The 26,380-nt window shown below is 55.4% G+C and carries 23 protein-coding genes and 1 tRNA gene; 5 read left to right on the forward strand and 19 right to left on the reverse strand.

Annotated features, from left to right (window positions below; genetic code table 11):
- Positions 1-34: 34 nt before the first annotated feature.
- Positions 35-110: transfer RNA gene (locus ACFQUU_RS13450), tRNA-Thr, on the reverse strand.
- A 719-nt stretch (positions 111-829) separates the two neighbouring features.
- On the opposite strand from ACFQUU_RS13450, the gene ACFQUU_RS13455 reads away from it, so the two are divergent.
- Complete coding sequence (locus ACFQUU_RS13455) at positions 830-1,549, forward strand: Crp/Fnr family transcriptional regulator (RefSeq protein WP_382247864.1); 720 nt, start codon at positions 830-832, stop codon at positions 1,547-1,549.
- Positions 1,550-1,881: 332 nt separating this feature from the next.
- Here ACFQUU_RS13455 and ACFQUU_RS13460 read toward each other — a convergent pair whose 3' ends face one another.
- From ACFQUU_RS13460 to ACFQUU_RS13480, 5 genes are all read right to left on the reverse strand, one after another.
- Entirely contained in the window at positions 1,882-4,107 is a 2,226-nt protein-coding gene (locus tag ACFQUU_RS13460) for a hypothetical protein (protein WP_382247866.1), read from the reverse strand.
- Positions 4,108-4,159: 52 nt separating this feature from the next.
- A complete protein-coding gene (locus ACFQUU_RS13465) occupies positions 4,160-6,034 on the reverse strand; it encodes a WD40 repeat domain-containing protein (RefSeq protein ID WP_382247868.1) in 1,875 nt (624 codons plus the stop codon).
- 1,067 nt (positions 6,035-7,101) lie between these two features.
- Positions 7,102-7,839, reverse strand: a complete 738-nt coding sequence (locus tag ACFQUU_RS13470; RefSeq protein ID WP_382248001.1) for a sulfite exporter TauE/SafE family protein — start codon at positions 7,837-7,839, stop codon at positions 7,102-7,104.
- 527 nt (positions 7,840-8,366) lie between these two features.
- The gene (locus ACFQUU_RS13475; RefSeq protein WP_382247870.1) at positions 8,367-8,495 is read right to left on the reverse strand and encodes a hypothetical protein; all 129 of its coding nucleotides are present in this window, start codon (positions 8,493-8,495) and stop codon (positions 8,367-8,369) included.
- Positions 8,485-8,766, reverse strand: a complete 282-nt coding sequence (locus tag ACFQUU_RS13480) for a hypothetical protein (RefSeq protein ID WP_382247872.1) — start codon at positions 8,764-8,766, stop codon at positions 8,485-8,487. Before ACFQUU_RS13480 ends, ACFQUU_RS13475 begins: the two co-directional genes overlap by 11 nt.
- Positions 8,767-9,045: 279 nt before the next feature.
- Between ACFQUU_RS13480 and ACFQUU_RS13485 the strand changes: the two genes are divergently transcribed.
- Together ACFQUU_RS13485 and ACFQUU_RS13490 are read left to right on the forward strand one after the other, a co-directional pair.
- The gene (locus ACFQUU_RS13485) at positions 9,046-9,555 is read left to right on the forward strand and encodes a hypothetical protein (RefSeq protein ID WP_382247874.1); all 510 of its coding nucleotides are present in this window, start codon (positions 9,046-9,048) and stop codon (positions 9,553-9,555) included.
- A gap of 138 nt (positions 9,556-9,693) precedes the next feature.
- Positions 9,694-9,924 carry a hypothetical protein gene (locus ACFQUU_RS13490; protein WP_382247876.1) on the forward strand — a complete coding sequence of 77 codons (231 nt, stop codon included), beginning with the start codon at positions 9,694-9,696 and terminating at the stop codon, positions 9,922-9,924.
- 203 nt (positions 9,925-10,127) lie between these two features.
- Here ACFQUU_RS13490 and ACFQUU_RS13495 read toward each other — a convergent pair whose 3' ends face one another.
- From ACFQUU_RS13495 to ACFQUU_RS13505, 3 genes are all read right to left on the reverse strand, one after another.
- Positions 10,128-10,574: a nuclear transport factor 2 family protein gene (locus ACFQUU_RS13495; RefSeq protein WP_382247878.1), complete on the reverse strand. Its 447-nt coding sequence runs from the start codon at positions 10,572-10,574 to the stop codon at positions 10,128-10,130.
- Between the two features lie 185 nt (positions 10,575-10,759).
- Entirely contained in the window at positions 10,760-11,365 is a 606-nt protein-coding gene (locus tag ACFQUU_RS13500; RefSeq protein WP_382247880.1) for a hypothetical protein, read from the reverse strand.
- Positions 11,366-11,427: 62 nt separating this feature from the next.
- Entirely contained in the window at positions 11,428-12,834 is a 1,407-nt protein-coding gene (locus ACFQUU_RS13505) for a selenium-binding protein SBP56-related protein (protein ID WP_382247882.1), read from the reverse strand.
- A 616-nt stretch (positions 12,835-13,450) separates the two neighbouring features.
- Here ACFQUU_RS13505 and ACFQUU_RS13510 point away from each other — a divergent pair.
- Positions 13,451-13,990: a CHRD domain-containing protein gene (locus ACFQUU_RS13510; protein ID WP_382247884.1), complete on the forward strand. Its 540-nt coding sequence runs from the start codon at positions 13,451-13,453 to the stop codon at positions 13,988-13,990.
- 488 nt (positions 13,991-14,478) lie between these two features.
- Here ACFQUU_RS13510 and ACFQUU_RS13515 read toward each other — a convergent pair whose 3' ends face one another.
- Positions 14,479-15,015 carry a Crp/Fnr family transcriptional regulator gene (locus ACFQUU_RS13515; protein WP_382247886.1) on the reverse strand — a complete coding sequence of 179 codons (537 nt, stop codon included), beginning with the start codon at positions 15,013-15,015 and terminating at the stop codon, positions 14,479-14,481.
- A 215-nt stretch (positions 15,016-15,230) separates the two neighbouring features.
- Between ACFQUU_RS13515 and ACFQUU_RS13520 the strand changes: the two genes are divergently transcribed.
- On the forward strand, positions 15,231-16,559 hold the full coding sequence (locus tag ACFQUU_RS13520; RefSeq protein WP_382247888.1) for an amidohydrolase: 1,329 nt from the start codon (positions 15,231-15,233) through the stop codon (positions 16,557-16,559).
- Between the two features lie 232 nt (positions 16,560-16,791).
- Here the strand turns inward: ACFQUU_RS13520 and ACFQUU_RS13525 are convergent, their stop codons facing one another.
- From ACFQUU_RS13525 to ACFQUU_RS13565, 9 genes are all read right to left on the reverse strand, one after another.
- Positions 16,792-17,154: a nuclear transport factor 2 family protein gene (locus ACFQUU_RS13525; protein ID WP_382248003.1), complete on the reverse strand. Its 363-nt coding sequence runs from the start codon at positions 17,152-17,154 to the stop codon at positions 16,792-16,794.
- Between the two features lie 78 nt (positions 17,155-17,232).
- Complete coding sequence (locus ACFQUU_RS13530; protein ID WP_382247890.1) at positions 17,233-17,862, reverse strand: hypothetical protein; 630 nt, start codon at positions 17,860-17,862, stop codon at positions 17,233-17,235.
- Between the two features lie 82 nt (positions 17,863-17,944).
- On the reverse strand, positions 17,945-18,550 hold the full coding sequence (locus tag ACFQUU_RS13535; RefSeq protein ID WP_382247892.1) for a hypothetical protein: 606 nt from the start codon (positions 18,548-18,550) through the stop codon (positions 17,945-17,947).
- 497 nt (positions 18,551-19,047) lie between these two features.
- A complete protein-coding gene (gene gorA / locus ACFQUU_RS13540) occupies positions 19,048-20,397 on the reverse strand; it encodes a glutathione-disulfide reductase (RefSeq protein ID WP_382248005.1) in 1,350 nt (449 codons plus the stop codon).
- A 578-nt stretch (positions 20,398-20,975) separates the two neighbouring features.
- Positions 20,976-21,398, reverse strand: coding sequence for a VOC family protein (locus tag ACFQUU_RS13545; RefSeq protein WP_382247894.1), 423 nt, complete (start codon positions 21,396-21,398; stop codon positions 20,976-20,978).
- 9 nt (positions 21,399-21,407) lie between these two features.
- Positions 21,408-21,875 carry a helix-turn-helix domain-containing protein gene (locus tag ACFQUU_RS13550; protein ID WP_382247896.1) on the reverse strand — a complete coding sequence of 156 codons (468 nt, stop codon included), beginning with the start codon at positions 21,873-21,875 and terminating at the stop codon, positions 21,408-21,410.
- A 196-nt stretch (positions 21,876-22,071) separates the two neighbouring features.
- Entirely contained in the window at positions 22,072-24,276 is a 2,205-nt protein-coding gene (locus ACFQUU_RS13555; RefSeq protein WP_382247897.1) for an OsmC domain/YcaO domain-containing protein, read from the reverse strand.
- Between the two features lie 476 nt (positions 24,277-24,752).
- Positions 24,753-25,175, reverse strand: coding sequence for a DoxX family protein (locus ACFQUU_RS13560; protein WP_382247898.1), 423 nt, complete (start codon positions 25,173-25,175; stop codon positions 24,753-24,755).
- A gap of 61 nt (positions 25,176-25,236) precedes the next feature.
- The gene (locus ACFQUU_RS13565; protein ID WP_382247900.1) at positions 25,237-26,214 is read right to left on the reverse strand and encodes a quinone oxidoreductase family protein; all 978 of its coding nucleotides are present in this window, start codon (positions 26,212-26,214) and stop codon (positions 25,237-25,239) included.
- Positions 26,215-26,380: the final 166 nt, after the last annotated feature.

The following is a 26,380-nucleotide window of genomic DNA, read 5'->3' on the forward strand; positions in this document are numbered from 1 at the left end:
AAATCTGCGGAAGTCAGGGTGAAGTAAGAAATGCTGGTGCCAGCTGAAGGACTCGAACCCCCTCCCTGCTCATTACATTTGAGCGGCTCTACCTGTTGAGCTAAGCCGGCGACATGCAAAGAATACGGCAAGGGTACGGAGGCATTCTTGAGTTGTCACAAATCCGGGTGGCGTGAATGCAGCTTTCTGTTTATGCCGCGCTACATGTTCGATACCTGGGTGACACCACTTCTGACAACATGAATGCGGCTCTGGTATCCGCGCTCTCCGCCGCGGATACCAGACAACATGGTTTTTGGGCTGAAATCTTTCCTCGTCCTCTGTCGACAACGCATGTACAAGAAAGATGCTTACCGTCCAGCGCTTCTCATTGTTACCGCAGTGAAAACAGCAAACTTGCACCGGTCGGAGATCGCCATCAAACAAATCCTTGTGACCATCCTTGAATTCGTTAACTTGATAAGGACGTCGGCACCGCCAGTTAACGCAGCGTTCTACCCATATGCTTGTCTCCAGATGGAGTTGCAAACGTTCGCCGGTATTTTCCGCTGTTGGTCATCTTCATTATTTCAAGGCAAGATAGGAGCTTCTGTATGGATGGAACAATACATAGCGAACTTGCTGGAGAGGCCGCGCCTTTGGGTACAAACTGGCAACCCTCGCGTACCGCCAAAGTGTTGCTGTGGAAGCCGTTGTATTACTGCCCATGCGAGCGTATAAGTATTAAATTCATCTTAACGCTACGCCCGGAAATCCTCCTTCTATCGCCAAACCGGATCCTGGGCTGTTTCTCGTCGGTGTTCCATACACGACTTCAGGAAGGCCCATCATGTCCTGTTCAGCCGCATCCGAAGCGCGATGTCGCAATCTCCTGCTGGCGACTCTGACCAACGAACAATACGATGCGATCGCACCTCGCTTGCATACCGTCCCGTTGAAAATCAAACAGGTACTTTTCGAGCGAAACCAACCGCCGCAGTATGTTTATTTTCCCTGTACCTGCGTGCTCTCTATATTGGCTTACATGCTCAACGGCTCAGCCGTAGAAGTTGGCACCGTAGGCAACGAAGGCTTTATCGGTATTGAAGTGCTGGCTGGCGGCGAATTCTCTACGGAGACGGGCGTATGCCAGGTCGAGGGCAATACCTTGAGGATGACTGTCAGCGATTTCAAGGAGGCCACGGCCGGCGATACGCCGTTGCGCCGTGTTGCACAACGCTACATGCTGGTGTATCTCAGTCTGGTGTCTCAAGCAGTCGCATGCAATCGTCTTCATACGATTGAAGAACGCTTTGCGCGATGGATACTCATGACGCACGACCGGGTAGAAGGGGATCACTTCTATCTGACACAGGAATTCATTGCTGACATGTTGGGTGTGCATCGTCCCAGTGTCAGCCTGGTTGCCAGCGCCTTCCAGCAGGCAGGACTTATCCGTTACAGCCGTGGACGCATGTCTATCCTGAACCGCCAGGGCCTGGAAGAGCTGGCTTGCGAATGCTACGGTATCGCTCGCGAACAAGTCGACCACTTGCTTGACACACAATAAATAGTCGAACACATTGCTGGCGAAACGATCGCTGCTCTCCGCTATGTGGACGAAATACGGAAACATTTAATATGCCGGCTGTTGCGGCTAGGCACGATAGTCGTTTTGTGCCGTAAAGATCCAGCGATGCGCAGAGTCCGACCAACTACCTGCAATGGCTAACGCATACGCATCACCAGCACTAAAGCTTATGTTCAGTTGCCTGTATGTGCGACGCTATTTAATTGCGCCGATATTTTGGCATCTGGTCGCCGGCTCCTTCCTCTCATAGTGGAAGGAGCCGTGCTGACACATGCTTGCAGATGACGCTACCCATGCCACGCTCAGCAGGCTCATGCGGGCAAAGCCATGCGATTCTCTGAAGGAGTTTGCGCAACAGCACTTGCGGACTCCACTTCAGGATCTTGGGTAAGGGTTCCATTCGGACCAGCGACCCCTGCAATCGTTGGCTCGCTTGCAGGGGTCGCTGCAGGAGCAGGCAGTGGCGTCGATGCTGGCTCGATGGCTGCTGTAGTTATTGTGGGTGTAGCCGCAGGTTCCGCCGTCGCTGTGGTGGGTGTAGCTGCCGGTTCTGCCGTCGCTGTAGTAGGTGTAGCTGCAGGTTCTGCGGTCGCTGTGGTAGGTGTAGCTGCCGGCTCGGCGGTCGTTGTGGTGGGTGTAGCCGCCGGTTCTGCCGTCGCTGTAGTAGGTGTAGCTGCCGGTTCTGCGGTCGCTGTGGTAGGTGTAGCTGCCGGCTCGGCGGTCGTTGTGGTGGGTGTAGCCGCCGGTTCTGCCGTCGCTGTAGTAGGTGTAGCTGCCGGTTCCGCGGTCGCTGTGGTAGGTGTAGCTGCCGGCTCGGCGGTCGTTGTGGTGGGTGTAGCCGCAGGCGGTGTAGCCGCAGGCGGTGTAGTCACCGGTGGCGTTGCTACTGGGGGTGTAACCGGGCTAGGTGCGGCGGGTACCTCAGTAGCCGCGGGTGTAACAGGGTCCACGGTTCTCGTGCCTGCCCAGACGCCGCGGGTACCCCGGTTACCTCTCCATGTTCCGATGAAGGTTCCATCGGACTGAATCGCGCCTGTAATCGTCAGTCCGGCCGCCAGCGAACTCAATGCAATCCTCCCATCGTCTCTGGCCGTACCACTTACAGCCACAGTCGCGGGACCGCCCGTTGTGCCGGCGCCACTCAGGGAACCAGTCACCGTGCCGGTTGCATCCACCGTCATCACCAGGCTGCCTACTGCGGCATCGGGAGCATTCAGATCATTGCCGGTAACGACCGTTGCGGACCACTGTCCGACGAAGTCTGATTCGTTCACGGTAGTAACCGGTGCGGTTATTGTATTCGTCGTACCCTTGCCGAACCGGTCCGACATTGCCGAGGCGCCCTTCCTGAGCGAATTCGGCAAGGTCTTGGCATCGTAGTAAGCCGCCTCCACCGGCGCGGCTTGCGTCTTGTCGAGCGCGGCGCCATCCACCTTGCCGTCAGTCAGGTCTCGTGCAAGCTGCTCGGTGATACCGAGTGCAGGGGGGGGCGCGGCGGGTGTCTCGACCGGCCGTCGTTTGGCTGCTGCCTTGGCCAGCCCGCCGAGCACCGTCGCAGCTACGCCGTAACGATTGGCCGGCAGTGCATTTTCGGCACTGCTGTTGTCAACCGGCGTAGGCAGGCTCTTTACCGAGACCAGTTGCAGCTTTGGCTCGAGTGTTGCATTGACCGCAGTGCGCACTGCTTCATTGGCCGCACGCACCTGCTCCGCAGTCAGACCCGTTAGATCTCCTCGCGGCAACAGGGCAGTCCCGCCCGATGCGACTGACCCGGTAGACGATTTGAAATTATTCAGCGCGTAACGATATGCCGACTCGGTCAGCGGCGACACACCGATATTTTCGTCAAACCGGTCCACCAGCGCGTGCAACACCTGCCCAGGTCCAAAATCTACCATTCGGGCAGCACCTTCATCATAATATTGTGCGCCTGCACGTCCAGTCAGCGTCAGCAGCACCGGTCCGTCCGATGCACGCGGACGAATGGTAACCAGTCCCCGGACCCCGTCAGTCAATGCGGAGCCCAACACTGCGCCGTCGGACAGGCGGGTTACTGTCAGGAGTGCGTTGATGACCTTGCCCTCGCCGCCGCCCGCGCCTGCACCGCCTTCGCCGCCTTCGCCGCCTCCGGAACCGCCGTCGCCCCCGCCTGAGCCACCTGAACCACCATCGCCGCCGCTGCCAGCGCCGCCATTGCCTCCACCCACACCGCCACCGCCTTGGGTTCCGCGACAGAAATTGAACCCGGTCTGCGGGACACCGCCCCAGCCATCGGGATAAACCGCATTGATATCGCCTGCGAAGCCGGTAGTGATGTAACCAAAGCAGGGTAAGGTTTGCGTCGTACCCGGCGCTGCCGGTGCGCCTTGTGCGGTCGTCCCGCTGGTCGGCGTGGGATTTGCGCCAGTGGTTGCCGCCGGCACATTTGCAGACGTCGCGGAATCGTCGCCCCCTCCCCCGCCGCACGCCGTCAAGGCGATAACCAACACGTAGGCAGCAGGTTTGATACAGCGGGAAATTTCGATTTTCATGTTCATGATCGCAGTTCCTTTGTTGCGGGGTTTGGCTTTATTTCTCAGACTTCAGGACTCAATGCGGTATTGTTCGTGATGCCTTTTCCGGCGATTCCACCGATACGTTCGGCCACGCTGTTGTTGACGAAAAACGGGCTGCGACGATCGAGGCTTGATCGCCAAGGCTTTCGCGTTGTCGCAGTGCGAGCACGCGGCCGAGCAGTGCAGGCCGGTAATATTTTTCGCGGTAGCGGGACATCGGGTAATAATCGGCTTGCTCCCCTCCGGCCCGATTGATGGTCAGGCCAATCAGTTCATCAGCGCCTTTGGCTGCATCGAAGTAGCCGTCTTCATTCCACAAAACCCAGCGTCCGTCACGGGTAACGAACAGCGACATCAACATCGCTCCATCTTGTGCCCGGCGCCAACGCAGCGTACCGTCCGCCATCGCGACAACCAGCACGCGTCCATCAGCACTCACGTTGACCGCCCGCGCTTCAGTCGCGAGCGGGATCCGCCAACGCTCACGCCCATCAGGCTCGATGCGCCGCAATGTGCGGCTCGTTGCCAACAGCACCGCGGACTCGTCTGGCAGTACGGCGATGGCGCGAGAAATTTCTGTTGGCGCCATCGGGACCGGGCGGCCCGCGATCGTTACGTCGTAACTGTTTTCCCAAGTACTGACCGGAATACGTTTGCTAACAGTCTTTGCCTGCCTTTTTGCATTACGTTCTTCGCGACGTATATCGCGAGTGTCGACCGAAAAAGAATACCGCTGCTCACCCGGTGCAAAACGCCAGGCAACGGTCTTTGCATCGTCGCTCACCGTTAGCAGGTCCGCCTCATAGAACTGTGCATTTTTGGGGGCTACCATGGTCTTTGCCTCTGGTCCGCGCAGAACTCCCCATGCCGGTTCCACTGTTGAAAACAGCACACGGTTATCCGATAACGGCAGCAAATCTGTAATGGAGTTGGTCGCGGCGCGGGTCTCGCTAACCTCGCCTTGTGGCCAGCTAATCCGTTTGACGATGAAATCGTTGATGCCGCGATAACCTGACCCGGCGGCGTACAAGGCCCGACCATCGCGCTGCCACGCTACGTTGCGTAAATTGCCTTGGGAGATGTCGTCGAATACAAATGACTTCGCCAGTTCCTGCGTCGCCACATCGAACACATCAACCTGCACTTCTCGCGTCGACTTTCGCGATAGATAGCCAACCGCCAGCAGGTCGCCGTCCGGCGAAAACTGCACGCCGCGCGGGTCCGGCAACGCGCCGCGCAACGTGGCCAGCAAGTGGACTTCGCCGGCAATGCCGTACACCCGTACCGTGCCATCCGATACCGGGAGCGCCAGCAGCCCGTTGCGTGACAGGGTGATACTCCAAGCATCCGCGGGTAATCGCTCCTCATGCACCAGTTCGCCTTCGTCATCAAACACACGGAAGGCGGACGCACCGGCATAAGCGGCTGCCAGCAGCATGCCGTCAGGCGACCATTGCAGGGATTTGATATCACCACCACGTGCGTTCACTGATTTAAGGAACGCCATGTTGGTCAGGTCATAAAGGTATATCCGATGGGTACCATTCTGGCTCGCGGTGGTGCCCGCCAGCGCGAGCCGGCCCTGTGGCGAAATTGCCGCCGCGTAAAGCCTGCCAATGTGTTCGGGACCGACTGGCAGGTGCAGTGTGTGCAACAGTCGGCCGCTGGCAATATCCCACACGCGCGCCGTCTTATCATCAGACGCGGTGACCAGTATTTGCTCGGCCGAGTCTACGGCAATCTGGCGTATCGCCGCGGTGTGCGTACCAGGATCGAGCGTCAGCACGGGTGCTTCGCTTAGATCCCGTGCCGCAACGCTGGTGCCTGTGGTCGTTATCAGACACGCAACGATGAACACACTGCGCAGCGTGGTCCAGATCACGGTCAGGAGCCTATCTACAAGCATCATTCGCAATATTTGTTCCTACAATTGGGACGCTCGCCAAGCTACACAACGCATTACCGGGTGGCATGTAGTCATGAGGATGAAGATGACACCTTCTTCCACACTGTCTCGTCCCAACCGTGGTTCCGGTCCGATGAGATGGCAGGGATCGCATCCGCTTCCAGAGCAAGCGATTTACACTTACACATTGCTCCGACGCATAAATGGACGGCGGCAGCGGCAATAGACCGTTGCCACAGACCACTTCAAACCGTTGCCGCGTACCATACTGTCAAAACAGACAACAACAGAGAGTGGACTGCAGAAAACAAAGTGAAGTTCATGAGTCTTACAAAATTGGCATCCGCTACGCTGCCGGAAAGCCGATAGAGGATGCAATGTACGATCTCGATGGGTTGTCGATGAATTGATGCAACGCGGTGACAGGGCCGCATGCATTGGTAGGCGCTTGCAAAGACGAGTAACGTAATATTCCAGCGTGAAAACCTTCAGTCGATAAATACGGATGTGCTGGTAATGCTCGGAAGCATCACCGGCGCATTCTTTACGTTAAACCCGGCTTGCGTATCCAGTTAGGTGAATCGAAAGGCGGAAAAATCCTCGGGCATACGCAAGCTTTTCGCGACATAAACCTGGAGGCTACATATCCCGTCTTACCGAACCGATGATACGAGACGCATGTTTATCCGTACGGCACTGGCATCCCGCTTTATTCCCGCGATGCCACAAGAGGTGTGGAAGCAGAATACAAATTGCGCGAAAGCGAACTCAATTTTCGCCGAACGACCGATTCTATTCCGCAATTGATGTGGATTACCGATGAAAGTGTCCGTGCAATTCCCTTCAATCAGCAATGGCTCATTACACCGGTACACCCGCTGGTACCATGGCTGCGGAACAGGTATCGGAAAATTTTGTCCACCCCGACGACAACGCGCGAATCATCGAGGCGTGGAATAGGCGAAAACGAAAGGGCATGCTCGGAAGACGGCCGAGGTAGCATTGCGGAGCAGCGAAGATCGTTACCGGTAGCTATTTGAATCGTTCGACGAGGGTCTGTATGCGATTGACTAGAACGGCCTGACAAACAGCCCGATAGTCAGCGCTATACCGATGCAGACAATGGCTACGCGAAGAACTTTCTCATTCACCCGATGCAATGCCCACGAGCCAACCAGACCACCCGCCATCGCGCCTGCACCGAGAATAATTGCCTCACGCCAGTGAAGCTCTGGCGACGTCAGGAACAGCACGACCGCGGAGGCATTCATCACGGCGGCCAGCACGTTTTTGGTCGCACCTGCATTGCGCGTCGGCAGGCCGGCCATGGTCAATGCCGCCAGCATCAAAAAGCCGATCCCGCCGCCGAAATAACCGCCATAGATCGCGATCATGAATTGCGCAAAAGCGGTGCTGATCGGGCCAATATGCATACCTGCATCGCCGGTCTTGCGAAAGAATGAACCCCAAGCGAATACCGCCGTGGCAAACAGCACCAGCCACGGCACGAGACGGGCGAATACGGAAGACGGCGTGTTCAGCAGTAACACCCCGCCTACTATGCCACCTAAAATACTGACGACGAATAATGCCCAGAACGGAAGTTGACCGGCACCCGTGACAAGCTTGCGTCCCGCTAGGCCGGAGGTGATCTGTCCTGGAAACAAGGCCACGGTGGAAGTGATATTGGCCGCCAGCGGCGACATGCCCGACATGATCAGGGCCGGCAAAGTGATGAAAGAACCGCCGCCGGCGAGCGCATTTTGCAGGCCGGCCCATAAACCGGCGACGAAAATCAGTGCGAGCAGCATGAATGCCTTAACGGGAGTGTGCGGCTTTCAATGATAGCGAAAGTCGTGCCATCTTGTGTGGATGGGGCCCGCTGAAATCAGGATCCTGCTTGCGCAGATATCTAATATGTTTAACAAGACTGAGCTGAGCAGCTCCACACAGGAGCAATTGGGTTCGCCATCGATGCAGCAAAACTCGACTGTGATTACCTTGATCCCGACAGGTTGCTGGTCACCGCCGACCAAGCGATGTGAGGTGAAGTGCCAAGCGAGGTTATGGTGTCGCACCGCGTTCGGCTAATGCCGTATAGCCAAACGTGGGAATCATAAACAATGGTAAGCAGTGGTGCCTGGCTCTCCTCTTCCTTCGCGCTAAATATTCAACATTCCTCACCAAACACCCACCCTGCGTTCGCCAGTAGCGATAATGACCTCGTCTCCTGCCTTAAAGGCGGCTTAGCCCGGAATCGCCAAATGTTGCGTTCCCGGGCTTCTTTTTTAATCTCAACGATGTCAGCCTGCTATCTCGGCTGGCATTCCGCACTTCAATACACTGGAGCCAGGGCGACACGCAAGCCGTCCATCTGCGCGGTCAGGCGAATCTGGCATGACAGACATGACCGCGTAGTAATCTCGGGCGCTTCGTCGAGCTGCATCTGCTCTTCAGCGTTCATTTTTGGAACGTGGACCGATAAACGGATTCAGGATGGTCTCGCCGGTGCAGCTTACCTCGCCCAGCCCGGACATCAGAATGGTCGGGTTGTGTATGACTTCCGAATGCGCATTCGAATGCGAACGCGCAGAATATCCCAGGCGCCGGCAATGTGCAGCCATCACACCGGCGATTTCGGCGCCGCGCAGGTAAGCGCGCATCGACTGCGACGCCGATATCCAGTCATCGCCTGATGCACCTTCCCTCGTTTCAAAACCCTGATCAATCAGCATGCATACCGCGTACTTGTGATGGGCAGGAATTTCCTTTCCCTCGACCTCATCAGCCTGACGGAACAGTTGCCTCGCAACCTGAAGTCATCTTGCGCTAGCTCATAGGGCCGCGTTGTTGTCGCCTCTACCGGCAGTGAAGATTCAAAGAGGTTTTCCTATACTAACTTCGCGTAGGCGCCGATGCGGTCGCCGCCTAATCATTGCCGGTTCTGCATTCAGTGATGATGAAAGTTGCTCCACACAGACGCCTGCATCGGCGTGCCGTTGAAAGGAGCTAGCATGATCACGCGTACTTACAATTGGCCAGCGCTACTGCTGGCATTTCTCTTTACTACACTCACTACAGCACTCCAAGCCGGCCCGCGCGACGCGCCATTTCGTGCGACCTTGGCCGTACAGGAAACGATCGCGGAGGACAGCTCCTGCCCTTCGGGGCTTGGTGGAACGCTGACCGGTTCGGGGACTGCAACGCATCTCGGCGCGGTCACGATTAGTGCTACGCACTGCGCAACGCCCGGTGGTCGCGGATCAGTGGCGATCAGCCGAGGCGTGATTACATTCACCGCCGCCAACAACGATTTTCTGACCGCGGACTTTATGGGGACGATCTCCCCGTTTCCGGGCGACTTGCAAACAAACACGTTCGTAGGCAGCTTTTTGATCACCGGCGGCACCGGACGGTTTACCAACGCCGAAGGCGACGGTCTATTATCCGGCACCTTTTCCGGCAGCCTGTTGACCCGCATCTTCACGGGGACCATGACCGTTGACGGCCGGATCGGTTACTAGGATAACCTCGCGCTACTGGTCGCTCAGTGAAAACCGAAAGCATTCAGGGAATGACGAGCGATTTATCAAGGCGTTTTTTTACACGCCTTAGTCGCGTTCCAGACATTCTGTTTCCGCAAAGCGGATACCGCACTGTGTGTGCCATATTTTTATGGTTCTGAAGAGACGGTCGATCTCTGCACCTCGGGACGCGACGTCGAATTGGCTACTCGTCTGAACGGGCAGCCAATTCAGAAAACAACGGTTTCGTCAGGGAATACTGTGAACTTCGTGGAAGAAATGAAGGCCATCGGGTTCGTAGATGAAGCATTGCGTAAAAATGGCATCGAAGGCGCGGCAGTAGCCCCATCCGGTTATCCTGCCGTTTAACTCCGTCGTCCATCTGGAGTTCCTTCCGGATTCTATGCGCATTGGCTGGAAACGTGTCCTGGCAGGAGCAATTGTCGATTGCCAATGAACCCGAAGCCATGCCGTTTCTGCCCCCTGGTGCCAGGGTTCTGGGTGCTGGCAACGTGCGCCAGGTACCAATCCACGGCCCGCTTCGTAAGACAGCGGGCCGTTTTCATTTTGCTTTAGTGAAGTGCCTGTGCGGATTGCCCGGTTGCTATGCCAGCGGACGCTGACGAGAACGCCATTCGTGTCGCGGCTGTATCACCGTACTGCTGGAAGCGCTGAAGTTTGCCGTCCCTGTACGTCAGGATGTGCACTATTTCGTTCTCCAGAGGACGCCCTGTCGGTATTGCTTCACCGGCAAAGTAAGCAAGCACCACTGCCTTGCCTTCCTGTACAAAAATATCCCGTATCTCGAATTTCGTTGTCCGCAAACACTGGTTAAAGGTCTGGAAGTAACGTGCGACATCTTGCTTCCCCTTCCATGTCCCGGTAAATGGAGCACCATCAACTTCCGGCAAGATCCATTCGACATCATCGGCACACATATCAATCACTGATTGGATATCGCCCCGCATATAGCAATCATAGCCCTGCTTTACCATATCAATGGTTTCCTGTTCGTTCATGATGTTCTCCTTGCAAAAAGGATTACCCCTTTTCTCCCTGTCTTTCAGAAGCCTGATTGCGGTGGCCACAAATGCTACGCCTAGCCGGCCACAGCAGCGCAAACGGGCAAAGGTGTCGCTTGCGGATGCTCAAACTGACGGTTTGCGCGGTCGAGGGGAGTCAGAACATGTATCCATCGCTGCTGTCACATCGCGAGCCCGATTCCGGTTGCTCCGGCAAGGATCAGACTTGCGCCCCATACCAGGTCAAGGTTAAACCAGGCACGCCGCAGGAAGCGCAAGCCGAGATAGCGATATACAACCCATGCGACACCTGTGCCGGCCAGAATGGTGGCAAGGGTGTGCACCGTTGCCACCAGCACTGCAGTACCTAGATCCGATCGCGCCATATAAGTCATTACGGCGGTATGGCCCATAGTCAAGGCATCCGCTTTCGCGCCGGGTGCCGGCGTCGCACAAAGGCCTAGCATGAACGGCACCAGCATCAATCCTGCTCCATGCGCGGTAGCCATCAAGAACGACCACCATGCAAGCCGGGTCGGAGGAATGCGCGCCAGCAGGCGCGGGTGGCGTCGATTGACCAGTCTGAAAACGCCGAACAGCAGCACGGCCATGCCGGCGCCGATGCGGATGGCACGACTCCATTCTACATACCAGCTGAGCCAGGCAAACGGCACCAGCACGATGGCCATCGCCATGAAATGCCCGCCGCCCAGCGGCAGCAGGGTAGTAAAGACGGAACTGGCGCGCTGGTCCGCCATGCCATTGGCGACCGCTAGCGGCCATCCCATTGCCGGGTTGATGCCATGATAGAAACCAAGCACAACAACTATTAGCCAGAGCGCAGTTGTGTTCAAACTGAGGGATAGCAGAACGAATCGGTTGAGCAGTCACCGCCTTGAAGGCGGATCTGGTGCGCGGCGTAATGGGACCCAAAGTCAACATAAAACGATGGGTCGAGTTCGATGCCACCGCTTTCGCCGACATTGCACATCAGCTGCACGCCCGGTACACCGTCCGGATAAAACTGCGTATCCCAACTGCTGTAGAGCGAGTTGGTGAAATACACGCGCTCGCCATCCCGGCTGATTTCAGTCATCTGCGGGCCGCCGCCGTATGGCCGACCGTTCGGGTGCTTTGCATGCTGCGCGATGCCGCCGATGCGCACGCTGCCTGCCAGCGCCGGTTTCATCGGGTCGGTTACGTCATATTGCCGCAGCTCTCCGGTCCCCCAGCACGCGACATACAGGAAGCGGTCATCGAGAGAAAGGTCGATGTCACTGATCAGCGGCGGCACCGCGCCAAAGCCTTTCAGCAGCGTCGGAAGCTGCCCCGCGTCAGCCGGTTCGGGCGGAATCGTAGCAGTCTTCCTGATCTGGAATTTGCCATTTTCGCGATACCAGGTCCAGATTGATCCTTCCAGATTGGTAGTATCGACAACTACGCCAAGAAAGCCGTATTCCCGTGTGGGATCGTGTGCCGGGCGAATCTCGAGCGCCATCTGGTGATTCGCACCGAGATCGATAGTCTGAAGATGCTTGCGCTCGCGCAGGCTCCAGAAATGCACCGAGTGACCGTATTTGTTGGCCAGCAGGTCTTCCGCAACGATGCCGTTCTCAAACTGCGGCGGCAAGCCCCATTCACTCGACACCATATAGTCACGTGGCAGATTCCACCAGAAATCGTAGTGCAGTTTTTGTGGCCCCCGGTCAATTTCCCAACGTCCAAGGATCTCAAAGGTTTCACAGTCCATGATGAATACACCCGGCGGTCCCTGTGTGCCGTCCATGCCGGCCCCACCCAATGTGCTGATGTATATGCCTTCCGGTCCGCAATGTACGGTGTGGGGACGTGAGTACCCGGTCTTGCGCGTTATCTCGTCGGGTTCAATTGTTTTGACCAGTTTAGGGGCTTTCGGGTCAGGCTGGGTATCTACGATGTAGATGCGTGACGAGCGAATACCGGGAATGATGAGATACCTGCGTTGCAGAAAGGCATGACCTGACATTGGGGAAAGAGCAGAACTGCAGGCATTCCACCCAAAGTGATGAAATTCGTCGCCGGCGTATGGCATCACGAGTTGGTTTGCCACTGAGCCATACGTCTCGCTTTGCGGATTGACGTCGATGACGGCTAAGGCATCCGGCCGCGAACGATCTGGTGACAGAAGCACGGTATAGGCAATATGTTCAGGTTCCGCTTCCATCGCCAACCGCGCCGAAGGATGAAATGTGGGATCGGGACGCAATGTTTGCAGCATGATAGTTCCTTGTGCAAAAGAAGTGCGAAATGCCGAGGGAGCCGAGAGGATAGAGACGAGGAGAACGGCTTCCGGCCAAGCTGGCCGAGCCATATTGAAGCCTGCGCGCCGCGGCCGGTCACTGTCAACGGAGTATGTTTATCCTCATTGATCGGGATCAGAAAAACTTTATCGGCAGGTCACGTCACCCAACTGTGAGCGGGAAGCAGATCCCGCTGCAACATTATCCGTCGGCAAACTTAAACTGCCTGCATTGAGCGCGTAGCCATACGCGCAAAATTTAAAGCCGGCATAAAGCCGGCTTTAGGTGAAAATCTGGACCAGTCAAAAACAGACCAGTGTCAACAGAGCAGGATCATTTGCTTCAGCAGGCTGAGCTGCGCGGTGAATTAGCAGGCACTGACGTGCCAGACGGCAATGCAATGGAGATAATCATCGACCATGTACGACGGAAAGAGAAAAATTTGACCGGCAATCCGGCGACACCGTGTTGAGCTATCTCTGGAATCTGCCTCTGTTAGTGATTAAGCTGATATCGCAACCCGAGTCTAAGGAGCTCACCTGGTTGCAGAAGGTGGATCAGAAAAACGACTAACACAGAAAGAAGAGGTGTGACATGAAACGCAAGCTCATTGGAACGCTGTTTGTAGCTGGTTACCTCTGTACCGGCATGGTAAGCGCGGAGAATGACTCGGGAAGTAATCTTTCTGCCCGCTTAAGTGGAGTTAATGAAGTTCCTCTAGCCATCTTTTCTCCAGGATCCGGACAACTCGATGTCTCAATTAATGAGGGCGCTGGAACAATTCAATACACGCTGTCCTATTCGGGCCTTACAAGTCCGGTAACTCAAGCCCATATTCACTTTGGCAAAAAGCATGTTGCTGGCGGCGTAATCGCATTTCTGTGCTCCAATTTGGGCAACGGCCCTGCCGGTACTCCCGCCTGCCCGGAGGTTGAAGGCACGATTAGCGGCACCATTACTGCGGAGGGTGTCGTGGCACAGGCTCCGCAAAACGTATCGGCTGGTGATTTCACCGCCCTGGTTACCGCCCTGAAGACACATACAGGCTATGGCAATGTTCATTCCACGAAATTTCCCGCCGGTGAAATCCGAGGTCAGCTTTTAACGGCGCGGGAAAGGAATGACAGAAAATAGGAGCGACGCCTCGCCAACGCTTCGGAGTTCATTTTTCTGTAACCAGGCGCCGTTACCGCATATACAAACTGTGAATCTTCATTAGAGTAACGATGTGGTGCAGTAGCTTTATGGTTGGTTTACCTGGAAGCCGTTCCTCCTGATCGACGGTGCCTTGGTAGCGTCCGCCATCCCTGTGTACCCTCTCTCATCGAACTGGATATACAGGTCTCTCACATTCGGCTCTAGGACAGTACATCACGCCTTTATGCACGCCGCACCACACCTACGAGGCAACTAGGCGTACGCGCCCGACGTACCCGTAAAGATGCAAGCGTGGATAAGCCCTGCCTCTGCGCCTTCTGACCATGTACTTTTTTGCGCAGCCATTGCCGTAACCACGTCACCGTGTCAGGAAAAGCGTCCGGCTTGCTCCACTCCCATAACTACCGATCGCGAGCGTGGAGCAAACATCCCAGCCTGCTTGAAACCGTCCATTGCAGTTCAATTCAACACGGGCCGCCCTCAGTAGCACGTAAGAGTTGCGACAGGTACTGCGGAGTGACATCAAGATACGACGCGATGCTCCTCTTAGTGATGCGCGTCTCTAGTCCAGGGTAGTCGTTTCTGAACGCCGTCAGCTTTTCGCGCGCACTTGGGAGTCCGGCGAGGTAGCTGCGGTTCGCCTGCTTGCGCAGGTTGTATTCTGCAACACGCATCAGTAGGTCCAAGGGCAAGCGACCTTCAAGCTCAAGTCTACGCACACGAGCCCAGTCGAATCTGAAGGCCGTCAAGACTTGTTCGGCAACTACAAAGGAAAGCGCTGACAGGCCTTGTTCGGCCCTGAGCAAGTCTTCGTGCGCGCCGGCGATTTCACTTTCAACCGCAAACCGCAGCGTTACTTCCCGACCCGCCGAATTGATGAAGGCGGTTCTTGCCACGCCTTGCGTGATCCAGTAGTAAGACCGCGCCAATTCTCCCTGGCGCTGCAGGAACGCACCTTTGGTGAACGTAACGGGCTCGCCAAGGGTAGCAAGGGACTGCATCGTTCTCTCGAAGCTTGCCGGATCAATCCGGCATCGCTCTAACATTCGCTGCTGCAGCGCCTTGATCTCGGTAGGTGAGTTTTTTCTCATTTCTTCAACTAGTTGAATGTCTGCGGCTAACGGCCATTGTACTGTTTCTGCATTCAGGCCGGTGACATCTGCCCGTCACTTTTGATCATCCGGAAATTTTGGCAAATTTCTCTAACAACATACACATGAAAAAAACAATCTTTGTTACCGGCATTAAACTAACAGTCGTTGCCGCAATGTTCGCCGGAGGGACCGCCTCCTTCGCTGCTGGAGATAACAGGGGGATCAGTGTTGCAGTTGACGAGCGCGTGGCGCGAGTCGAACAACGTGTCATCGGTTGGCGGCGCGATATCCATCAACATCCTGAACTATCAGGCCAAGAGGCTCGGACGGCAGCATTGGTTGCCGCCCATCTGAAGAAACTTGGCATGGAAGTGACCACAGGGATCGGCGGACATGGCGTAGTGGGACTGCTTAAAGGGGAGCAGCCGGGCAAGGTTGTGGCCCTACGAGCCGACATGGATGCACTGCCAATCTTCGAAGCGACGGGTCTGCCGTTCGCGTCCAAGGTAATTGCAAAGCATATGGGCAAGGACAGTCCGGTGATGCACGGGTGCGGACACGACGCACACACCGCAATTCTGATGGGCGTGGCGGAAGTCATGGCTGGAATGAAGGGCCAGATCCGGGGAAGTGTAAAATTTATCTTCCAGCCTGCGGAAGAAGGCTTTTCCCAACTTCCTGAAAAGCAGGGACAGCTTTGGGGAGCCCGGGCGATGATTGCAGACGGTGTGATGGACAAGCCGAAGGTGGACGCAATCTTTGGTCTCCACATATCTTCCTTGATTCCATCGGGCGTGATCGGATGGCGAAGCGGACCGACCATGGCCGGCGCCGACAGCGTGCGCATCCACGTCAACGGCAAGCAGACACACGGCGCCATGCCTTGGGAAGGCGTTGATCCGATTGTGACCTCCGCACAAATGATTAATGCCCTGCAGACGGTGGTAAGCCGACAGCTCAACATCACAACTCAGCCGGCGGTACTATCCATTGGTGCAATCAATGGCGGAAACCGTGAGAACATCGTGCCGGAGTCGGTCGAAATGCTCGGCACCCTGCGCACGTATGACGAAAAAATGCGTGCTGACGCGAAGCAGCGGATTCAGCTCATCGCTCAGTCTACTGCCGCAGCGAACGGCGCGAAAGCTGAAGTCAGCTTCGGCCCGTCCGAATACAGTGTCACGGTCAATGACGCGGCATTGACCGCGGCCATGGTCCCGGTACTCGGCAAAGTCACGCGCACCGTCGAAATACCGCTGGTAACCGGCTCAGAAGATTTCTCAGAGTTTCAGAAAGTGGCACCTGGCTTTTTCTTCATGCTCGGCGGGAAGCCGAAGGATCGAAACGTCGGCCCGAATCATTCACCAATTTTCGATTTTGATGAAGCGGCATTGGCGATTGGTGTCAAGAGTCTCACTCTGCTTGCGCTGGACTATCTTGAAGAGAGGTAACTGCGACAGAGTCGCAACTTTCCTCCTATCGTCTGGCAGACTGACCGGTGAGAATCGGGCTTGACGCACACTATCTGCCAAGGGCACATTGACCGAATGTTTTTAAACCAAGTAAATGTTCGACCGATCGTCTACTTTGGCAGAGAGCACACCGCTTTGCACCCCGCTGTATTGAAGTTGACAGACAGCGAAGCTGTACGACGCGAATAACAAGTTAATCTTACTATGGGCGCTATGCGTCCTTTGGGATGGGCAAGCCTTGCGTTCTAAGAAAGGTAAGCTTATCCCAGTAGCCTCGCTGAAAGACAATCCTCCCGTCCCGGATGTGAAAGAAGCCACATCCTCTTAATCCTAACGGGTCCCGCCATTCAAGTATCGCCCATTCACCATCCTCGAACAGGTTCTCTATCAGGCAAACCATTGTGGCGGAGGCAAAGCCGTCTGCGAACATTTTGCGTATAGCCTCTCTACCTTCAACAGGCGATTCTGCAACCTGATGATTTATTGCGTCTTTACTGTAAAACGAAACCAGGGCATCAACATCCGCACGGTTGAATGCGTCTACCCATGCTGCAACAAGTTCTTTGGGTTTCATAAGAAATTTAACGTCTGCCATCACGCGCGCGCGTCTTCGCACGTCGGGTGCATGGGCTTGTTATACACATTCCTGCATTCATTTTGCTGCCATCTTGATGCGATCCAATACCACCCCGGACAAGTGAGGAGAAACAGGCGCAGGGTCGGCGACAAATCCCAAACTAGATCTAACTTCTGCAGGTAGATCCCAGAGGCCATGCCTCTTTCCCACTATCAGCCGCTTTCCTTGGTTTGCATCAGGCAGCACAGCTTCAAGCAACCATTGCCTATTGAAGCGCGCCGACGGAAGCTTTTTGATCAGCCGCCTGTTCTCAGGCTCCTCACTTATTTTTCTACTCCGGTAGGCACACGCATTGACAATTGCAGCCTTACCGCTAAGTAGCAAATCGGCGTAGTTGATGCCTTGATAGTAGGGAGCCACTTCAGACCAGTCGGCATCAGCGGGCCGCGCAAGCCTGTCGAGATACCGCTGGCTGACAGCGGGACTCGAAAACTCTCGCGATGTTATAGTCGGGTCGTAGCCACCATTTGCTGCTAAGACTATTACCACTGCAGTAGATACGTCGCCGATAAACGCAGGCGGTGGATAGTCAAGATTAAATGTATTGGGTTCGCTTTCAAGCAGCATCCTATCCTCTGGATGCACCCAACCTATCTCAGTCTGTTCTAGATGGCTCCAGTATTCGGATAAGTTCGCGCTGTTCATTGGTTTCGTTCTCAATGCGTATAACGTCTCGGATAACCAGCGGCAAAGCCGCCTGAGTTCATAGCCAAGTTAGGAATGTTCATCACTTGCACTCTTTCATGATTTGATCTGCCAGCATAGTGAATTCCGCTTGATGTACTTTTAATTGAGCTTCGCGCGTTCCAAGATAGGCTTTGCCCGCGATGCTATTCGCGAATTCACTGAACTCTAGCTTTTCGTCTTCTGTTAAGGAGTCGAGCGGCGAAATTTTATGCTCCTCGTACGCAGCCTTTGCACCTACAGCCGGCGACCTATTGGCGATCTTGTCCAAGATTTTCCTGAAACCAGGCTCTAGTGCGTATCTCGTAATTTCAGACACCACCTTTGGATCGGAATAAACTTGCTGATATCCTGCCGATACTCGCTCCAGCACCCGCTCTGGTGTGTACTTTTCATCAAAGCACTGACCTAGTGGGTCTGAAGATTGAATTCCAAATCTAGCCCTCCCGCGTCTTTGAATGTCACCTCGCTGCAGGGAAATGTTTACCATTCGAGGCCACCCCAAAGCGTCCATCATGCGATGGACCTCAACTTCAAGTGTTGAGGATACACTCTCAGTTGTAGCTGCAAATATATTGCCTCCAGCAATGGTGAACACCGTAAAAGTAACAAAGGATAGTAATCCCGTGGGAGTTGGCAAACTTTTCATTAGGTGCCTAACTGGTACTTATATGGCACGCTCTGCTGATATGCACGGCAGCAGGCTGATAAGCACCGGAGCAATTCGCGGCCAACCTATTGTTCTGAAAAGAGTTTTTCAACATAGTCTTAATTATACGGACCCTGCTGGACCACCGAATGTTGGTTTTCAGTAAGGAAAGTGAACTTCAGAGGATGCATAGAGTTTACTGCTCTGGCGTATTACCGCCAATGTCTGCTTTCGATTGCTGCGACAAACTGTCAGATGATCGGAAATGGCCGACATGCGTCCGAGAAGCGACTCTTGGCAATGACGGCTCCGCGGCGGATTGTAGTCGGCCACCGTTCTGGTACTGACCGCGGGAGACGTCCCTTTGCCGACGTCCGTCGTTGCATCCAAAGTTGACATCTATCTGAGCTGATATGACATTCCAACAACATTGAAACTTCGCATGGGCGAAAGACGCCTATATCCTGTGGCAACAACCGCCGACTGCGCGATGCTCGTCAGCGCATCGTCACAAACTCCTCTGCCGCAGTAGGATGGATCGCAACGGTGTCATCCAAGTCCTTCTTGGTAGCGCCCATTTTCAGAGCAACGGCAAAGCCCTGCAAGATTTCGTCCATGCCGTGTCCAATGCCATGAATGCCAACTACACGCTCGGCAGGCCCAACGCATACGAGTTTCATGCTCGCCGGCTGCCGATGCTGCGTGACGGCGGTGTACATGGCGGTGAAGGAGGTCTGATAAACCTTTACGTGTCCATCACCGAAACGCAGGCGAGCTTCCGGTTCACTGAGACCGACAGTTCCGATAGGAGGATGGCTGAATACCACGGTCGGGACGTTCTCATAATCAAGATGTTCATCTGGCTTGTCGTTGAACAGGCGCTCGGACAGGCGTCGGCCGGCAGCAACCGCAACGGGCGTCAGATTCAGCAGTCCAGTGACGTCCCCTACGGCGTAGATGCCGTTGACGCTGGTGTTCTGATACTTGTCCACCACGATGTGGCCGTCGGAATCCAGTGCCACTCCGGCGGCTTCTGGGTGCAGTCCGGCCGTGTCGGGATCGCGGCCGATCGCCCAGACTACGCAATCTACGGTGCGGCTCCGGCCGTTTTCAAGCTCAAGGGTCAGGCTGCCGTCGCTGTTCTTGGTGACAGCCGTCGGAACCGAGTGACGATGTAGCGTCGGACCGTCCGTCTTCATCGCCTGCACCAGGGCCTCGCTCAAGATCGGATCCATGTGGCGAAGCGGCGCCTCGTGGCGCACGAACAAGTCTGTTTCAGAGCCTAGGGCATGAAGCACGCCAGCCAGTTCGACTGCAATGTAGCCACCGCCCACGACAGCGGTGCGCTTTGGCAACGCCGCAAGGGCAAAGAATCCATCGGAATCCAAGCCGTACTCGGCGCCCGGGATATCGGGACGAACAGGACGGGTGCCGGTGGCGATCAGAATGTGATCGGCCGTCATCCGCTGGCCGCCCACGTCGATGGTGCGGGTATCGACAAAGCTGGCAAAGCCCCTGATTACTTCGACCTTGTTGCGCTCCAGGCCGCTCTCATAAGAGGCATGGATGCGTTCGATGTAGGCGCTGCGGTTCTTCACCAGCGTGGACCAGTCGAAACGGTTCACCATGGTATCGAACCCGTAATCCGGGCCATACTGATGAATCGCATCTGCAATGTGAGCGGCATACCACATGACTTTTTTGGGAACACAGCCTACGTTGACGCAAGTACCGCCGATCTCCCCCGCTTCGATCAGGACGCATTTCTTTCCGTACATGGCGGCCCGGTTGACCGAGGCGATGCCGCCACTGCCGCCACCGATGACGATATAGTCGTAATGGTTCATCAGAACTCCCTTAAATACTTTCCCCTTCGGCGCAGCATGAGTCGAGCGCATCGTGAGCACGACCTTCAGCAGCACAATGATACCCGCCACGACGCTTCTTGCCGACAGCGCTCCATCCAAAATGAGCAGGCCAAGCACTGCGCTCAATACTTCATTACTGCAGGTGAATGGCTGGCTATGGCTCGCATACGCCGCACCAGGATTCGGAGACAGTGACAGCTTTGCGCCGCTTTCCTGCCCCTGGTCCCTCATTCCAAACTACCGGACGCTACCCATAGCCGTCTATCCGTTTTCCTGTAAGCAGACGCTGAACGTTTGAATTAATCCTTGCCAAGCAGTGGCGACAGATTAAACGCATTGTCAGGCGTGTGGCCTGCCTCGCCACTTAGTCGTATACGGCAGCGCGAACAGGTATAGGCCGGAAAATAATTGCAGAAAGAGCGGAGGCAACGGCGCGTACGTTATCCACGGCGGCGGCTCGGTCGGCTCCCCTGCCCTTGCCACGAAGTTAACAATTACAGTCACGGTGAAAACGATGGACAGCCAGCGGTGACTCTGTCGCGCCCAGTGTTCCCAGTTCATTGCGGCTCCTGCTTGACCGCAACCTCGATCATTTTCCATCCATTACCGGAAGGGTCCCGAAAGCCTGCGTCCACAGTGCCGTAACGATCCACAGGCTCCTGCGTGAATTCAACGCCACACTTACTCAGACGTTCGTAAGCGGCACGGCAGTCGTCCACCAAGAGCACTAGCGGCGGCATCGCTCCCTTGGCGACGATCTCCTGCAAGGTCTGTGCGGTTGCCGCGTCATGCACTGGCGGCCCCGGTTTACACAATCCAAGCTGGAACGAGGGCTGGTTCGGATGCTGCACCGTCAGCCAGCGATAGTCGCCGTTACGAACGTCGGTGTGGATAAGAAACCCCAGCTTCTCGGCGTAGAACGCAAGCGCTTCATCTTGATCATGCACATACAGACCGACTACATTGACACCTTGGGTCATAGAACCTCCTTAGATAGATTGGAGCTCCAGTTTGTCAGCAGTTTTCAATCGCCGCTTCTCCAAAACTGCGATATTGAGGTCTGGCCGATGTGCATTGCGCATGACGCACTCGGGCATATGGAGCCCCAAATGAGGAACTGAGCGCTCGCGCGCTCGAAGCTCTCCCGGGCTCTCACCGGTGATGTCGCGGAAGATGCGCCCAAAGGTGCCAAGACTGCTCCAGCCGGTTCGGAGCGAGATTTCGGTAATGGAGAGATCGGTGTCGCGGAGCAGCGCTGTCGCACGCTCGATACGACGCGTAAGCAAGTAGCGGTGTGGAGGGATGCCAAAAGCCTTCTTGAACTCGCGAGCGAAGTGTGCGGTAGAGACCGCGCTCACCTGTGCTAACCGGTGAACGGGCCACTCTTCATGAGGTGCCCCGTCCATGCGATCTTTCGCACGCAACAATCGCCGCAGTAGCTTGGGACTCTGACTCATCCTATCTTCTCGCGCAACTGGTTAGTTATGAGTTATATAAAGAGGTATGCCGACATGCACCGCGGCGGTCCGGTCCGCACGGAAGCAACCTTTGCCGACGTTGTTGTTGTTATGAAAAGAGTAGTCGGCATGGCTCAAATTATACGGGCACCGGTTGCAGGGACAGGCTTACCGCAGCCAGCCATGACTCGTAACCCTAACTGGCTGTGGCCGCTACATTGGCCCGCGCCGTATGCATTTTTTTGTAGCTGTCGAGCAGGCGGCGGTGCCTGTCGAGCCCCTCCAGTTTCATACTGGTGGGCGTCAGGCCAAAGAAACGCACGCTGCCGTCCACTGAACCCAGCACAGCATCCATCCGCGGATTGCCATACATCCGGCGGAAATTGACCACGTAATCGTCCAGTTCCAGCTCATCATCGAGCAGCACCTCCAGCACCACGTTCAAGGCTTGATAAAACAATCTGCGCTCGACCGTGTTGTCGTTGTACTGCAAGAAGGCGCCCACCAGTTCGTGCGCCTCTTCAAATTGTTGTAAGGCGAGATGAATGAGCAGTTTCAACTCGAGAACTGTCAGTTGCCCCCAGTCCGTATTCTCGTCAAATTCGATGCCGATCAACGTGGCGATGTCGGAGTATTCATCGAGCTCACTGTTATTCAAACGCTCAAGCAGCGCTTCCAGGCTTGCGTCGTCCAGTCGATGCAGGTTCAGAATATCGGCGCGGAACAACAAGGCCTTGTTGGTGTTATCCCAGATCAGATCTTCGACCGGATAAACTTCCGAATAGCCGGGCACCAAGATCCGGCAAGCGACGGCACCCAACTGGTCATACACCGCCATGTACACCTCTTTGCCCATGTCTTCAAGAATGCCAAGCAAGGTCTCGGCTTCCTCGGCATTGGAATTCTCGCCCTGGCCAGAAAAATCCCACTCGACAAAATCGAAATTCGCTTTGGCGCTGAAAAAGCGCCACGACACCACACCGCTGGAATCGATGAAGTGTTCGACAAAATTGTATGGCTCAGTCACGGCTTCACTTGAAAAGGTAGGCTGAGGCAAATCGTTCAGGCCTTCAAAACTGCGCCCCTGTAGCAATTCTGTCAGACTCCGTTCCAGCGCCACCTCGAAGCTTGGGTGCGCGCCGAACGAAGCAAAGACACCGCCAGTTCGTGGGTTCATCAAGGTCACGCACATCACCGGGTAAATTCCACCCAGCGACGCATCCTTCACCAGCACCGGAAAGCCTTGCTCTTCCAACCCCTGAATGCCGGCTAGAATGCCGGGGTATTTCGCCAGCACTTCGTGCGGCACATCCGGTAAGGCGATTTCACTTTCCAGAATCTCACGCTTTACCGCCCGTTCAAAAATTTCGGACAGGCATTGCACTTGCGCTTCGGCCAGCGTATTACCAGCACTCATGCCATTGCTGACGTAGAGGTTTTCGACCAGGTTGGACGGGAAATACACCACTTTGCCGTCCGACTGCCGCACATACGGTAGCGAACAAATACCGCGCTCCACATTTCCCGAGTTGGTATCGATCAGGTGCGAGCCACGTAACTCGCCATCCGGATTGTAAATAGGCAGGCAGTATTCATCGAGAATCTCAGCCGGCAATGCATCTTCAGGGCCAGGCTTGAACCAGCGCTCGTTCGGGTAATGTACGAACGCCGCATTGGCGATGTCTTCGCCCCAAAACGTACCGGCGTAGAAATGGTTGTTATTGAGCCGCTCGATATACTCTCCCAACGCCGACGCCAGCGCGCTTTCCTTGGTCGCTCCCTTGCCATTGGTAAAACACATCGGCGAGTGCGCATCGCGGATATGCAAGGACCACACATTGGGAACGATATTGCGCCACGAAGCGATTTCAATCTTGATGCCCAAGCCCGCCAAAACGCTCGACATATTGGCGATGGTTTGCTCCAATGGCAGATCCTTGCCGGCAATATAGGTGCTGGCGTCAGAAGCCGGCTTCAACGTCAGCAACGACTGCGCATCGGCATCCAGGTTCTCTACCTCTTCAATCACAAACTCGGGTCCGGCTTGCACTACTTTCTTCACCGTACAACGATCAATGGAGCGCAAAATGCCTTGGCGGTCTTTGTCAGAGATATCGGATGGCAACTCGACCTGTATCTTGAAAATCTGCTGGTAACGGTTTTCCGGGTCAACAATATTGTTCTGCGACAGGCGGATATTTTCTGTTGGAATGTTGCGAGTTACGCAATACAGCTTCACAAAGTAAGCCGCACACAAGGCCGATGAGGCCAGAAAGTAATCGAAGGGGCCGGGCGCCGAGCCGTCGCCCTTATAGCGGATAGGCTGGTCGGCCACGACCGTGAAATCATCGAACTTGGCCTCAAGACGAAGCTTATCGAGAAAGTTGACCTTAATTTCCATGGGGCATTTCCAAAAACGGTGCTCAAAATGATGTGGCCGTTATTATCCGTCACCACGCCGGCGTCATGTAATAAATTGATGCTTACCAGTTTTGTACTCGCGGCACCTCGCGGAGGAAAACGATCAAACATGTCGGTTTCGCTACTAATGGCGCCGTATGAAACTAGTCTGTGTTCCACACGGTCTCTGATTTCGCCTTTTTTACTTAACGGAAGAGTGGATGACTACGATCGCCTAACGTTCCGCGGCAGGATGACAAGGCGGTTTACGCGGTGATGATTAAAGCGCCGATCACGCGCGACCATGGCGATTCACTGCGCATTGTCCAGGGCTAGGTACGGATATGCTGTTCCAGCAGATCTGTTGCGATGCTCATGTCTGTTCTCCTGTGTAGGGTAAATCGAGAGCCGATGGGATGACATGCTCTGATGCAAACCGGGATTGCCGATATGGGTGTTATCCCGGCTTGCAGTTTTTCAGACGGCCGATCCGGCAAGCCTGGTAGTGCGGTGCGCATCCAGGCTAAAGGTACCTGCACCAAATGCCGCCACTTGCAGCAGACCGCCGGCCATTGCGAAGTTCTTCAGCAGGTGGATCATCTGGTTCTGGTCTTCAAATGCGCTATGGAATACCAGCCCCGTCACGATCGAGAATGCTGCTAGCACCAGTGCAGCTAATCGGGTCTGGTAACCAAGCACTAGCAGAACGCCACCGATCAGTTCCACACCGATGGCGGCAGCCAACCCCACGACAGGGAATGGCAGCCCCATCGCTGCGATATAGTCCATGGTGGCGACGGGCGCCGCAAGCTTGCCGGCGCCGCTCATGAGAAAAATCGCAGCGAGGAAAGTACGGCCAACAAAAGGAATGTAAGAAGCTTGCTTGGTTTGATCAGTCATGATGTGTTCCGTTTGCGTTAATCTAAGAAATAAAACTCGATAGGTTAAGTTGCCGCCTAATTTAGGGAATCAGGATGGCTGGTCCGACGAGACGACGAGAGGCGATGTCTTCATGTGCACGCACCACATCGGAAAGCGCATATCGTGTTGCTTCAACCCTGCCGAAGATACCGGCGCGATATGCAGCGAACACGTCATTGCTCGCTTCGTCGAGGCTGCTGCGCTCGCCGACATATTGGGATGTGGTGGGCTGCACATAGCGGATACCGCGCTCTGGCAGTCCCGCCTTGTCAGCAGCAGCAGGCGCTCCGGACGCGTTACCTACATGTGCCAGCGTGCCACCAGAGCGCAGCACAGCTGTCGATAGTGCAAAGGTGGCCTTGCCGACAAACTCGTAGACCACATCCACACCGCGGGACTCGGCAATTGCACTCACCTTCGCCAGAAATTCAGGGTCATTTGTCGTCAGCACATGGTTGATACCGCGATCCCGAACTCCCTGTACTTTGGATGGCGAGCCGACTGTGGCAATAACAGTCGCACCAAGCGATTTTGCCCATTGCGCCACCAGGGAACCGACACCGCCAGCTGCGCCGTGTACCAGGACAATGTCACCTGGTTTGACCTTGTGCACATGCTTGATCAGCATCCAGGCGGTCAGTCCCTTGGTCAGCAACGTTGCGGCCAGATCGCTGCCGATGTCTTCCGGCAGTTTGACCAGTACACTGGCATCGATCAGACGTGCATTGGAATACGCTCCTGGCGTGAAAAAGTAAGCAGCACGGTCTCCGGCCTTCCAGCCTTCAACACCGTTGCCGACCGACGCCACGATGCCGGCGCCTTCGACCCCCATATCGAACGGCAGGGGTACGCCGAACGCGCCGCTGCGGAACAGGGTATCGACGAAGTTGACGCCAATGGCTTCATGGACCAGCTGGACTTGTCCGGTTCCAGGTGTGCCCAGGGCCACTGTCGATGCTTCATATTTCATGACTGACGGTGCACCGTTTTCATAGATTCGAACGCGCGCTTGTTGCATGGTGACTCTCCTTTAATGTCGACGGGCCTCGATATGGATGGCCCTGTCTGGCCAGCGAATTTGTGGGTTTCGCTTTCAACTTTTGATGGGATCAGTCTATAGTCATGAATGAACGTGATAAAGATGCCGAACTGGGCATCAGTGTTCCTGAAATGAGGATAAACTG

The sequence above is a fragment of the Herbaspirillum sp. GCM10030257 genome, assembly GCF_042666555.1.
Lineage (GTDB): Bacteria > Pseudomonadota > Gammaproteobacteria > Burkholderiales > Burkholderiaceae_D > Noviherbaspirillum.